At 68.3% G+C, this 11,916-nt stretch carries 10 protein-coding genes and 1 tRNA gene; 6 read left to right on the forward strand and 5 right to left on the reverse strand.

Features of this window, described 5'->3' with window-relative positions; genetic code table 11:
* Nucleotides 1-47 precede the first annotated feature (47 nt).
* Nucleotides 48-1,037: an aldo/keto reductase gene (locus ACLKOY_RS11130; protein ID WP_436453680.1), complete on the forward strand. Its 990-nt coding sequence runs from the start codon at nucleotides 48-50 to the stop codon at nucleotides 1,035-1,037.
* Nucleotides 1,038-1,050: 13 nt separating this feature from the next.
* On the opposite strand, the gene ACLKOY_RS11135 is transcribed toward ACLKOY_RS11130, so the two are convergent.
* The 4 genes from ACLKOY_RS11135 to ACLKOY_RS11150 all read right to left on the reverse strand — a co-directional run bounded on the left by ACLKOY_RS11135 (nucleotide 1,051) and on the right by ACLKOY_RS11150 (nucleotide 6,932).
* Entirely contained in the window at nucleotides 1,051-1,848 is a 798-nt protein-coding gene (locus ACLKOY_RS11135) for a siderophore-interacting protein (protein WP_436453681.1), read from the reverse strand.
* Nucleotides 1,849-1,922: 74 nt separating this feature from the next.
* Nucleotides 1,923-4,889, reverse strand: a complete 2,967-nt coding sequence (locus ACLKOY_RS11140; RefSeq protein ID WP_436453682.1) for a hypothetical protein — start codon at nucleotides 4,887-4,889, stop codon at nucleotides 1,923-1,925.
* 181 nt (nucleotides 4,890-5,070) lie between these two features.
* Entirely contained in the window at nucleotides 5,071-6,432 is a 1,362-nt protein-coding gene (locus tag ACLKOY_RS11145; protein ID WP_436453683.1) for an LCP family protein, read from the reverse strand.
* Between the two features lie 143 nt (nucleotides 6,433-6,575).
* The gene (locus ACLKOY_RS11150; RefSeq protein ID WP_436453684.1) at nucleotides 6,576-6,932 is read right to left on the reverse strand and encodes a hypothetical protein; all 357 of its coding nucleotides are present in this window, start codon (nucleotides 6,930-6,932) and stop codon (nucleotides 6,576-6,578) included.
* A gap of 159 nt (nucleotides 6,933-7,091) precedes the next feature.
* Here ACLKOY_RS11150 and ACLKOY_RS11155 point away from each other — a divergent pair, with 159 nt between their 5' ends.
* Complete coding sequence (locus tag ACLKOY_RS11155; RefSeq protein ID WP_436453685.1) at nucleotides 7,092-7,502, forward strand: hypothetical protein; 411 nt, start codon at nucleotides 7,092-7,094, stop codon at nucleotides 7,500-7,502.
* Between the two features lie 73 nt (nucleotides 7,503-7,575).
* Here ACLKOY_RS11155 and ACLKOY_RS11160 read toward each other — a convergent pair.
* Nucleotides 7,576-7,658, reverse strand: a tRNA-Leu gene (locus ACLKOY_RS11160).
* A gap of 316 nt (nucleotides 7,659-7,974) precedes the next feature.
* Between ACLKOY_RS11160 and ACLKOY_RS11165 the strand changes: the two genes are divergently transcribed.
* The 4 genes from ACLKOY_RS11165 to ACLKOY_RS11180 are packed head-to-tail and all read left to right on the forward strand — an operon-like array spanning nucleotide 7,975 to nucleotide 11,915.
* On the forward strand, nucleotides 7,975-8,703 hold the full coding sequence (locus ACLKOY_RS11165; RefSeq protein ID WP_436453686.1) for an FhaA domain-containing protein: 729 nt from the start codon (nucleotides 7,975-7,977) through the stop codon (nucleotides 8,701-8,703).
* The gene (locus tag ACLKOY_RS11170) at nucleotides 8,700-9,230 is read left to right on the forward strand and encodes an FHA domain-containing protein FhaB/FipA (RefSeq protein WP_140035661.1); all 531 of its coding nucleotides are present in this window, start codon (nucleotides 8,700-8,702) and stop codon (nucleotides 9,228-9,230) included. Before ACLKOY_RS11165 ends, ACLKOY_RS11170 begins: the two co-directional genes overlap by 4 nt.
* Before the next feature lie 7 nt (nucleotides 9,231-9,237).
* The gene (locus tag ACLKOY_RS11175; protein ID WP_363573286.1) at nucleotides 9,238-10,533 is read left to right on the forward strand and encodes a PP2C family serine/threonine-protein phosphatase; all 1,296 of its coding nucleotides are present in this window, start codon (nucleotides 9,238-9,240) and stop codon (nucleotides 10,531-10,533) included.
* Entirely contained in the window at nucleotides 10,530-11,915 is a 1,386-nt protein-coding gene (locus ACLKOY_RS11180) for an FtsW/RodA/SpoVE family cell cycle protein (RefSeq protein ID WP_363573288.1), read from the forward strand. The genes ACLKOY_RS11175 and ACLKOY_RS11180 overlap by 4 nt, the downstream gene beginning before the upstream one ends.
* Nucleotide 11,916 lies beyond the last annotated feature (1 nt).

Below are 11,916 nucleotides of genomic sequence, written 5' to 3' on the forward strand. Positions count from 1 at the left end.
CACCGTGAGAGCATCGATCGCAGGCCACGACACGAGGGAGTATTCGGATGCTCGACACAGCAGACAGCGTGAGGCTCGGTCGCTCCGGACTCCGGATCTCCCAGGTGGTTCTCGGATGCATGAGCTTCGGTGCCCCGGATCGCGGCGCGCACGGGTGGTCCCTCGACGAAGAGGCCAGCCGTCCGCTGATCAGGCAAGCGCTCGAAGCCGGGATCACGACCTTCGACACCGCTGACGTATACTCCGACGGCACGAGCGAGGAGTTCGTCGGTCGGGCGCTCGGCGACTTCGCCCGTCGTGACGAGATCGTGATCGCGACCAAGGTGCACGGGCGCATGGGACCGGGCGCGAACCAGGCCGGGCTCAGTCGCGCCCACATCCTCTCGGGCATCGACGCGAGCCTGAGGCGCCTCGGCACCGACCACGTCGACCTTTACCAGATCCATCGATGGGATCCGCAGACGCCGATCGAGGAGACGATGCAGGCTCTGCACGACGTCGTCCGCTCCGGCAAGGCCCGATATATCGGTGCGTCGTCGATGTGGGCTTGGCAGTTCGCGAAGGCTCAGCACGTTGCGGCGCAGAACGGATGGACGCCGTTCGTGTCGATGCAGGACCAATACAACCTGCTGCAGCGCGAGGAGGAGCGCGAGATGCACCCGTTCTGCCTCGATTCCGGAGTCGGGGTGCTGCCCTGGTCGCCGCTCGCGCGCGGCAGGCTCACACGCGACTGGGACGAGAAGACGGCGCGCACCGCGACGGATGCCTTCGGAGCGACGCTGTATCGCCGCGAGGAGGAGTCGAACCGCGCCATCGTCGAGGCGGTCGCTCGCGTCGCCGAGGCGCGAGGAGTCTCCCGCGCGCAGATCGCTCTCGCGTGGGTCGCTCAGCAGAACGCGGTCACGGCGCCGATCGTCGGCGCCACGAAGGCGGGTCACATCGAGGATGCCGTCGCGGCCGTCAGCATCCACCTCGAACCCGCCGAGCTCGAAGCGCTCACCGGCGCATATACGCCTCGCGAGCCGGAGGGGTTCTGACCGCGGGCGAGCGCTACTCGATCTGGCCGATGGGCTCGCGCTTCTCGGCCTGGAACTGATCCTCGGCACGGCCCCGTGCCCAGTAGGCCGAGATCGACAGCGACTCTCTCGGCACGTCGCGCTGCTTCAGCAGGGCACGAACGGCCTTGATGGTGCCGCGCTCGCCGTGCGCGAAGACGCCGGGGTGACCCGCACCCCAGGGCAGTTCGGCGACGACGGCCAGCAGCTCGTCATCCGTGTCGGTCCATCGAACCGTCACGCCGGCCGGCACCTCGGGCAGGAGGCGGTCCGCGGGGTCGGCCACCGTGAGGATGACGTGCCCGACGGCATCCGCGTCCATCGCCTCGACGGCCGATGAGATCGCGGGGAGGGCGGTGTGGTCGCCGATGAGCAGATGCCACGGCGCTTCCGGCGTCGGCAGATACCCGCCGCCGGCTCCGCTGACGACGAGCGTGTCGCCGACCTGCGCCGACCGAGCCCACGGGCCCGCGACGCCCTCGTCGCCGTGCACGACGAAGTCGATCACGAGGCGCTGCTGCTCGGCATCCGCCGCGCGCACCGTGTAGGTGCGCCGGGTGGGCAGCTTCTCGGGGCTCTCCTCGCGCAGCTGCGCGAGATCATAAGGAGGAGTGAGTCCGTGGCGCGGATCTGCGAACAGGATCTTCACGTACTTGTCGGCGAAGACGTTGTCGGTGAAAGCCTCATATCCGTCGCCTCCGGCCGTAATGCGCACGAGGTCAGGACTGACCTGCTCGACCCGCTGCACGCTGAGCACAGCTTGGCTGGGGGTTCGACGAGGCTGGTCCGGCATTGCGTCTCCTGACGGTGGGAACGAAGTCCCCTCCAGTCTGATGCCCTCGGCCTGGAGAGGGGCACGGTTCTCAGTCAATCCACCAGGTCGCTCTCGCCGTTCTCCTCCTTCGCTGCGCGGCGACGCGATGCGACCAGGAGCGTGATCCCGATCGCGACCACGAGCGCAGCGCTCCCGCCGAGCACCAGCGCGAGGGTTCCGTCGCCACCGGTACCGGGGAGACCCCCACCGGATCCTCCCGGATCGGGCGTCACCGGTTCCACGGGTTCAGGGGGCGCGGTCGGATCAGGGGACTCCGTTGGACCCGGAGACACCGTCGGAGCGGGGGTCGGGGACGGCGTCACCGTCGGAGTCGGGGACGGCGTCACCGTCGGAGTCGGAGTCGGAGTCGGGGTGACCGTCGGCGTAGGCGTCGGCGTCGGCGTCGGGGTGACCGTCGGCGTCGGCGTCGCGGTCACAGTCGGCGTGGGCGTGGTCGTCACGTTCAGCGTGTTGACGATCGTGCAGTCGACGGAGACGTCGAGCGGCAGGGTCAGCTCCGCGGTGCCGTCGCCCGTCTGACGGACGCCACCGGTGCCGGGGAATCCGTCGCCCTCGCAGACCCAGTCCCCAGCCTCGTACTCGGTCGCCTCGTCAGCGGCGGACGCCTCAGAGAGGGTGTAGACGCCGGCGACCACCTCGGTCCGGTCGACCGAGCCCGCTCCTTGGAGGTCGGTCGGGCCTTCGGCGCTCAATGTCCAGAGCTCGGGGTCCGCGTCACCGCCCTCGACCTCCTTCGTGAGACTCAGCGAGGGGGCGATCGCGACATTGAGAGCTGTGCAGACGGCATCGTCACCGTAGGCGAGCAGCGCACGCTCGGTCGACTCATCGAACACGGCCCCGACACACGACCATGTCACCTCGTATCCGGCCGGACCGTCCTCACTGAACACGTACTCCCCCGGCGGGGTGAAGAGGTCCGTGACGGCATCCGTTCCGCTGGCTCCGGCGAACGCGGCGTTGCCCGGCCCGCGCGTCTTCACGACGAAGTCGCTCACCGAGGCCGTTCCGCCTGCGCTGGGGTCGATCTCTTTCACGAGGGTGATCCGCGGGGTGATGGCGTTGTTCAGTGCTTCGCACACCATGTCGCGCCCCCCGGGGATCGTGATCTGCCCATCGCTGACCGAGCCGCCGAAGCATGACCATCCCAGCTGCTCGAAGCCATCAGGACCCGACACCTCGGCGAGCGACCAGGTCTGATCGCCGTCGATCGGAACACGAGTGACGCCGGACGACCCGGCCGGACCCTCGATCGTCGTTCCGCCCGAGGATGCCTGGAGCACCCACGCATCCGGCAGGGGCGGCTCGCCGAATGCGGCGATCACGCGCTTCTGCAGGGTGAGGGTCGACCGCGTCCACGTGTTCGTGATGGTGCAGACGACCGAGTCCTCGCTGCCGTCGATCGTGACCGAGGTCGCGGTGGGCATGACCTCCGGCGCACCGGTCTCCTCGTCGACGCATTCCCATTCGCTCGGTTCGTAGAGCGCGGCATCCGCTTCCGCACTCGACTCGCCGAGCTCGTAGGTACCGGGGTCGGCAGGCGCATAACTCACGGCCGGAGAACCGCTGGCGCCCGAGAATGAGTCCACCGCTCCCGTCGCACTCAGAGTCCAGTCGCCGGCAGTGAGCGTTCCGCCACCGGCGTTGACCACCTCCTTCACGAGAGTGAGGTGCGAGGTCTGCGAGACATTCTCGATCGTGCAGCTGACCTCTTCGCCCTCGGCGACAGTGACCTCGTCCACGAATCCGGTGGAGTTGGTGCACTGCCATCCGTCTGTCGTGTAGCCGTCGGTGGGTCCGGTTTCGCTGAGGTCGTAAGTTCCGGCGGCGACCGGCTCGTTCGTGACGGATGCGGCACCGACGACGCCCTCGATCCGCTCAGCACCGTCATCCGCCGTCAGGGTCCATGCCTGCGGAGGCTGCGGCCCGTCGACGGTCTTGATGAGCGTCAGCCAACCGCCGGCAAAGGTGTTCACGACCGTGCAGCGAACGTCCTCGTCGCCCTCGATCGTCAGCTGACCGGCCGATACCGCCAACGGTGTGTCGGGATCGGTCGCGAGGTCGACGCACTCCCACTCGCCCGCCGTGTACCCGCCAGGCCCGGATTCCGACAGCGTGTACGTTCCTGCAACCACCGCCACGTTGCTCACGTCGGGCGAGGCGGTCGCCCCGGAGAGCGAAGTGGGTCCCGCCGCAGAGAGCGTCCATTCGGCAGGCTCGTCGAGGGTGACGCCGGCCGGACCCTCGACCTCCTTCACGAGTGTGAGTCTGGGCACCGAGCCGGTGTTGCGGATCGTACAGGTCACCGACTGGTCGAGGTCGATGTCGATGCGTCCCGCCGCGTCGACGGGCAGAGGGGTCGATGAGCCCGCGAGAGTCGTCGCCGTGCACGTCCACTCGCTCGGGGTGTAGCCGGAGGGACCGCCGCTCTCGCTCAGCTGGTACTGCCCCATCCGCACCCGCTGGGCGGTCACGGCATCCGAGTTCCCGGGCCCTTGGATGTTGGTCGGCCCCTGAGCCTGCAGCGTCCAGAGCGACGGGTCCGCGTTCCCGCCTACGACCTCTTTGATGAGGGTCAGAGTGGGCGCGATCGCCTCGTTCTCGACGGTGCAGGTGAGCTGCTGATCCGATGTCAGAGTGATGGTCCGCACAGGTTCAGTCGTCACGCTGCCGCCGCACTCCCATTCGACGAATCGATATCCGCCGGGGGTGTCTGCCCGCACGATCTCCGAGATCTCGTAGGTTCCCGGCGGGATCCTCATGCTCTGGATGCCGTTGAGCCCCTGCCCGCGGAAGGTCTCGCCGGTGTCGACATTGACGGCCTGCACGTCCCAGAGAGAACGATCGCCGATGCTCGAACCCGTGTCGAGGTTCTCGATCCGTTTGAACAGCGACAGAGTCGCCTCGCCTGCCGCTGTAGCCGTCATCGGCGCGACGAGCGCACCTGCCACGACGAGGAGCACCGCCGCGAAGGCGGCCCGGATGTATGCACGATGTCTCATGAGGCTCCACGCTGTCCTGGGGAACGGGGCGAGTCCTGCTCATGGTATCGACCGCTGGTCGCTCGACAAGGGGGGGGTCCGCGTTCCGATTCCGCGTGCTATCGGGGCCGTCTGCACGGCACGCTCGGCGTCGGACCCGTTCTTTCGGCTTACCGCTCGATCGAGCGGGAGCGAGGGCCGCTCAGCCGGCGCAGAGGTCGGTGTCTGCGCTGCGGTTCACGGCGTCGACGGGCCGCGGCGGCACCGGCGTCTCGCGGGGCTGGGCGATAAGCGCTTCGTAGTCCGCTCCGAGAAGCAGGTGCACCCCTTCGACGTCCCCGATCTGAACGGTCACCGCGAGCCCGAGTTCGGCGGCCAGCGCCTGAGCCGTCTGCTGGGCGTCGGGGGTGTCGGCGGCGGTGATGGTCGTCAGTTCGCTCGGGTCGGCGTTGGCGATGCTCGCCACGGTGTATCCGTAGCCGGTCGCGTCCTCCGAGACACGGGATGCCAGGCCGCTGACACCCGCACCGTTGAGGATCTGGACGGGGGCGGTGCGCACCGGCGCCTCGGGCTGCACCTCGTCGGTCGTCAGCACGATCGGCACGTCGTCGATCAGCGCGCGGAAGATGACGTCGGCATCCGCTGTGGGCACGACGCGGTTGGGATCCTCAGGAGCCTCGGTCGTCGGCATGGTGACGAACGTCACGCTGCTCAGCGGAACGTTCGCGACCCGCGCGGCGAGGCCGGCCAGGTCGGTCAGCGCGCCGAGCCCGGGGTCGACGGTCATCGACGAGGTGACGGCGTCGAGAAACGCGTAGAGACGGTCGGGGCGCACCAGCACGTCGGACTTCGTCGCCTTCTGCACGATCGCCGAGAGCACCATCTGCTGATGCCCGAGGCGCGCGATGTCGCTCTCTTCTGCGAGCGCGTGCCGGGTGCGGGCGAGGGCGAGCGCCTGGTCGCCGTTGATCGACTGCGCACCGGCCGGCAGATCGAGCCTCGCGTGGCCGTCCTGCAGGGGCTCGGGCAGGCACACGTCGATGCCGCCCATCGCATCGACCATGCCGATGAAACCCTCGAAGTCCATCTGCACGAAATGATCGATCGTCAGTCCCGTGAGCTGCTCGACCGCCGCGACCGAGCAGGCGGGTCCGTACTGCAGCGCCGCGTTCAGCATCCCCCAGCCGCCGCCATACGACCCGCGTCCGTTGTCGTCGCAGGCGGGCAGGTCGCCGAGGGTGTCGCGCGGAAGCTGCACGGCGTCGATCCGGGTGTTGTCGCTCGAGATGTGCGCGACGACCATCGCGTCGCTGCGCTCACTGCCGTCGTCTTCACCGAAGCCCTCCGATTCGAGTGCCCTCGAGTCGGATCCGAGCAGAAGGATGTTGAGATCCCCCGTCGCGAGCTCGGGTTCGGTCTCTCCGTCGTCGGAGCGGATCGGCGCGGTGGTGACGTTTCCCTGCAGCTGCGCGTAGGCGATCGCGCCCACGGCGACCAGCGCCACGACGACGGCGGCACTGATCCAGCCGATCACCCGACCACGCCGTCGGCGGGGTCGAGTCACGGGTCCGGACTCGGGCGATGCGTCGCTCTGATCATCGTTGCGGGAGGATGCTGGCGGTCTCACCTGTTCACACCATCACGACTCGGCCGCCACCACCGACACGTGGGGGCGGCGAGTCCTGCGAGGGTGCTGTGAGCTCGGGGTCACGCCGTGATGTAGCCGCGGGAGGAATCGTCGTGGACGAGGCGGTAGTCCGGGCTTGCTCCACGGTGGTCGGCGAGGCTCCACACCCGCGCCGAGCCGGTCTTGTCGGCCGACGAAGCACCGTATTCGAGCACGAGCGCAGCCGGCATCCGCCCGTCGCGGTACTCGCCGACGAAGAAGCGCGGGCTGCCCAGGCCGCCCGAGTCCACGCGCCCGACGAAGCGACCCGACTCGGTCACGCGAGGCGGGGTGGCGAGCAGGTCGGCGGTGGTGATGCGCTGCACGGCCTCATGCTGTGCGAAACGCAGCAGCGGGGCGGGCAGAGATCTGTACTCTGGGGCGTGTTCGTGACTCATTCGAGCCTCCTCAGTCAGGGATGGTGGTGTCTCACGGACAGGGGTGCCGGGGCTGCAACCCCGGCACCACATCGTCCCTCCACCGTACCTTATTTTTAGTCATTCAAAATAAAGCGGTGGCTTCGCGCGTCCTGCTCGGGCGGTGAGTAGCCTTCATCCATGGGCTTTCACATCGAGCACACACTCGACGGCCGCCACACGAGCACCGGCAGCTACGACTCCCTCGGCGAGGCGGTGATCGCTGCGCTGGGCGTGCGGCGGGCGCCCGTTCTCGTCGTCGACGACGACTCCGGGGATGCGGATGCTGTCGCCGCCGTCCTGAAGAAAGGCGAGGTGCTCACCGCAACAGCCGAGCCCGAGTGGTGGGGTCGAGTGAAGAAGCAGTCACAGGAGAAGCTCCTCACCGGCGGGCGGCTCGACGCCGGCGTCGTGACGGACATCACCGAGGCGGGCGGTGCTGTGGCCGCGACCGCATGGGAGAGCGGCCCCGTCGAAGAATGGGAGCTGACACCGGCATCCGACCACGACTGGGTGCGCTTCGAGGCGGCACGCAGGTCGATCCGCGGCTGACACAACCCCGACGCATGCGAAAGGCCCGGCATCCTCAAGAGGAACCGGGCCTTTTCACATCTGCTTCTCGCTGTGCGCGAGGGGGGACTTGAACCCCCACGTCCATAAGGACACTGGCACCTGAAGCCAGCGCGTCTACCATTCCGCCACTCGCGCGAGTATGTCGGGCTCCGAAGAACTCAACTTCCCAAAGATATCACGCGTTTCGCCTGTCCAAGAAACCGAGGCCGCGTCGGGCTCAGCGCCCTCGGGAGGACTTCTGCCCTTGGGGAGGAGGATCTCCTCTCTTTCCTCCTCCCCAAGCGCAGTTCTCCTCCCGAACCGCGCACCCACGACCGCCGCGAGACACCATTCAAGACCGCGCTCCCCTCCCCACTCCCCCGGATTCTCGGCGCTTTCCCGCCTCGGGACGGCGTTCACCCAGCACACCTGGCTACGATGTCCGTACCGGTCGGTATGCCAGAGGAGCCCAGTGGGACTACTTGACAGCTTTGAGAAGGGTCTCGAGCGCGCTGTGAACAGCGCCTTCGCGAAGACCTTCCGCAGCGGCATCCAGCCCGTGGAGATCGCTTCGGCCCTTCGGCGCGAGGCGGACACCAAAGCGGCTGTGGTGAGCAGGGACCGCATCATCGCGCCCAACAACTTCGTGGTGCGCCTCAGCACCGACGACGCCGAGCGGATGCAGGGGCTCGGCGGAGCTCTCACCGATGAGCTGCATGCACTTCTCACGAAACACGCGAAGGCCCAGGGCTACAGCTTCTCGGGTCCGCTCTCGATCTCACTCGAGGGCGACGACAAGATCGCCACCGGCACGATCAACGTCAGCTCGGGCACGGTCGAAGGCCGCGTCAACTGGCAGGCCGTGATCGACGTCGACGGGCGTCGCCATTCGCTCACCCGCGCGCGCACAGTGGTCGGCCGCGGAACAGATGCCGACATCACGATCTCCGATGCCGGATCCAGCCGCAAGCACGTCGAGGTCCTCTGGGACGGCGAGCGAGCCATGATGCGTGACCTCGGCTCGACCAACGGCACCAAGGTCGACGGCCAGAAGGTGCGCGAAGCGGCGCTGCCCTCCGAGACCACCATCACCATCGGACGCACCGATCTGGTGTTCCGCATCGTTCCCGTCGCCACTCCGTCACGTCCGCCGCGGCCGCGCGACGACGACGCGACCCGCGCGTTCGGAGCCATCTCGTGAGCACTCCCAGCGAGCTCGTCCTGCTCCTGCTGCGCATCGGCTTCCTGCTGATCCTGTGGTTCTTCGTGTTCGGCGTCGTCTACTCGCTGCGCGCCGACCTGTTCGGAATGAAGGTACGCAAGCTCCCGGCCGAGGCCGCAGCGGCGATGCCCGCCCCGACGCAGGCACCCGCCTCAGCCCCCGCATCTCGCCCCGCCTCTTCGAAGCCCAGCACGGGCCCCGCGACGGTCGCGACGGCCAAGCGCCTCGTGATCACCTCCGGACCGAAGGCGGGACTCGAACTCCCCCTCGGCACCGAGACGCTGACGATCGGCCGCTCGAGCGAGTCTGCTCTCGTGATCCGCGACGACTACACCTCCAGCCATCACGCGCGCCTGCTGCTCCGAGGCGACAGCTGGGCCATTCAGGACCTCGACTCGACCAACGGCACGTACGTCGCCGGCCAGCGGGTGACCGGCGGTCCGGTCGGCCTCTCCCTCGGCACCCCGATCAAGGTGGGCGCCACGACCTTCGAGCTGCGAGCCTGACCCCGGCATGGTCTTCGAAGGCTCGAGCGCCGCGATCTCCCACACCGGGAAGGTCCGCTCCAACAACCAGGACTCCGGATACTCCGGGGCGAACCTGTTCGTCGTCGCCGACGGCATGGGCGGCCACGCGGGCGGCGACGTCGCCTCGAGCATCGCGATCCACCGGCTCGAGCCGCTCGACCAGCCCTACACCTCGGTCGAAGACGCGCAGGCCTCCCTTCAGGCCGCAGCGACGACGGCAGCCGGCGATCTGATCCGCGCCGCCAAGGACCGTCCCGAACTCGCCGGCCTCGGCACCACGCTCAGCGCGATCATCATGGTCGACGACTACGCGGTCATCGGCCACATCGGCGACTCGCGCATCTACCTCTACCGCGACGATGCGGTCACCCAGATCACGGCCGACCACACCTTCGTGCAGCGGCTCGTCGACTCGGGTCGCATCACCCCCGAAGAGGCGCGGTACCACCCGCGTCGTTCGGTGCTCATGCGCGTGCTCAGCGACATGGACGCCGACCCCGAGCTCGACATGTTCGTCATGCACACCCAGCCGGGCGACCGCTGGCTGCTGTGCTCCGACGGACTCTCGGGTGTCGTCGACGAGGCGCACATCCTCAAGGCGATGCGCATGGGCATGGCACCGGGGCGCACGGCCGACAACCTGCTGAAGCAGGCGCTCGACGGCGGTGCTCCCGACAACGTGACGATCGTCCTCGTCGAGGTCGGCGGACAGCACGCCATGCACTCGGGCACCGCGACGATCGTCGGATCGGCGTCGAACCCCGCCAACATCACCGTGCCGCCCGTGCGCGCACCGCGCGGCAACTGGCTGCACCCTGTTCGGCAGGCGGCGAACGAGCCCAGCCACTTCGAGCCGGCCCCCGAGTACCTCGAGGAGCTCATCGAAGAAGACCGCCGTCGCGCCAAGCGCCGCCGACTCGGCTGGATCGCCGGCATGCTGGTGGTCGTCGCGATGCTCGCGTTCGCCGCTTTCGCGGCCTACAGCTGGACCCAGACCCGCTACTTCGTCGGCGCCGACGAAGACAGTGTCGTGATCTACCAGGGCGTGCAGCAGAACATCGGCCCGATCACGCTGTCGACGCCACTGCGCGACACCGACATCCTGCTCGCGAACCTGCCGCCGTACCAGCGCGATTCCGTCGAGCGCACGATCACCGCCCGTTCCTTCTCCGATGCCGAGGCGATCGTCACGCGTCTGCAGGCCGGAGCAGACCGCGTGACCGGCGAGACTCCCCTGCCCACTCCCGCGCCCACCGCGACGCCCACGGAGGATGCCGGATGACCGCCGACGTCACGGCCGACACGAGCGTCATCAAGGCCCTCAAGAAGATGCGGATGCCGCAGACGCAGCGCAACCGCGAGTTCTGGCTGCTTCTGTTCGCCGTCGCGATCAGCGGCGCCTCCCTCACCCTCGTGCAGCTCGGTGCCCTCGGCATCATCGACCCGATGATCCTCGCGATCGGCGGTGGACTCGCCGTCCTGGCGTTCGCGGTGCACTTCGTGCTGCGCGCCGTGGCCTCCGCAGCCGATCCCTTCATCCTGCCGATCGCCACCCTGCTCACCGGACTCGGCATCGCGATGATCTACCGCATCGACATCGCCGAGTCGCTGACCGGGTGGAACGCATACTCGACCAAGCAGCTCGCGTGGACCGCGATCTCGCTCGCCGGCGCGATCGCCGTCGTGATCCTGCTGCGCAACTACCGGGTGCTGTTCCGCTACACGTACATCTTCGGCCTCTCCGGCATCCTGCTGCTGCTGCTGCCGTTCGTGCCCGGCCTGCGCATCCCCGACGCCAACGCCCAGGTGTGGGTGTCGCTCGGCGGCATGTTCGCCTTCCAGCCCGGCGAGCTGGCCAAGATCTGCCTCGCCATCTTCTTCGCCGGCTACCTGGTGCGCACCCGCGAGAGCCTCACCTCGGTGGGCACGAAGTTCCTCGGCATCACCTGGCCGCGCATGCGCGAGCTCGGCCCCGTGCTCGTCGTGTGGGCGATCTCGCTCGGAATCATCGTGATCCAGCGCGACCTCGGCACCGGAACCCTCATCTTCGGCATGTTCGTCGCGATGCTCTACGTCGCCACCGGAAAGACCAGCTGGGTGCTGATCGGCCTCGGCCTGGTCGCCGCGGGAGTCGCGGTCGCGACGCAGATCCTCAGCTACGTGCAGGGCCGCTTCACGAACTGGCTGTTCCTCTTCGACTCCGAGAAGGTCGACCCGGACGTCGCGGGATTCCAGCCCATGCAGGGCCTGTTCGGCCTCGCGCACGGCGGCCTGCTCGGCACCGGCTGGGGTCAGGGTCGCCCCGAGGTGACCCCCCTCGCGCACAGCGACTACATCATCACCAGCCTGGGTGAGGAGATCGGCCTGATCGGGCTGTTCGCCATCCTCTGCCTCTACATGGTGTTCGTCAGCCGCGGCGTGCGCATCGGGCTCGCCGGTCAGGACGACTTCGGCAAGCTGCTCGCCATCGGCCTCTCGTTCACCATCGCCCTGCAGGTGTTCATCATGGTCGGCGGTGTGACCCGGCTGATCCCGCTCACCGGTCTGACCACCCCGTTCCTCGCCGCCGGTGGCTCGTCGCTCGTGGCCAACTGGCTCATCGTCGCGATCCTGCTGCGCATCTCCGACGGTGTCCGCAGCCAACCCAGGGCGGTGATCGGTTGAC

It is taken from the genome of Microbacterium sp. K2, from assembly GCF_051365005.1.
Taxonomy (GTDB): domain Bacteria; phylum Actinomycetota; class Actinomycetes; order Actinomycetales; family Microbacteriaceae; genus Microbacterium; species Microbacterium foliorum_B.

Bases quoted from the DNA above. Each gene is read 5' to 3' on its own strand.
- ACLKOY_RS11155 (WP_436453685.1), top strand. From the start codon at position 7,092: ATGGGCTTTCACATCGAGCACACACTCGACGGCCGCCACACGAGCACC.
- ACLKOY_RS11150 (WP_436453684.1), bottom strand. From the start codon at position 6,932: ATGAGTCACGAACACGCCCCAGAGTACAGATCTCTGCCCGCCCCGCTG.
- ACLKOY_RS11130 (WP_436453680.1), top strand. From the start codon at position 48: ATGCTCGACACAGCAGACAGCGTGAGGCTCGGTCGCTCCGGACTCCGG.
- ACLKOY_RS11175 (WP_363573286.1), top strand. From the start codon at position 9,238: ATGGTCTTCGAAGGCTCGAGCGCCGCGATCTCCCACACCGGGAAGGTC.
- ACLKOY_RS11180 (WP_363573288.1), top strand. From the start codon at position 10,530: ATGACCGCCGACGTCACGGCCGACACGAGCGTCATCAAGGCCCTCAAG.
- ACLKOY_RS11135 (WP_436453681.1), bottom strand. From the start codon at position 1,848: ATGCCGGACCAGCCTCGTCGAACCCCCAGCCAAGCTGTGCTCAGCGTG.
- ACLKOY_RS11140 (WP_436453682.1), bottom strand. From the start codon at position 4,889: ATGAGACATCGTGCATACATCCGGGCCGCCTTCGCGGCGGTGCTCCTC.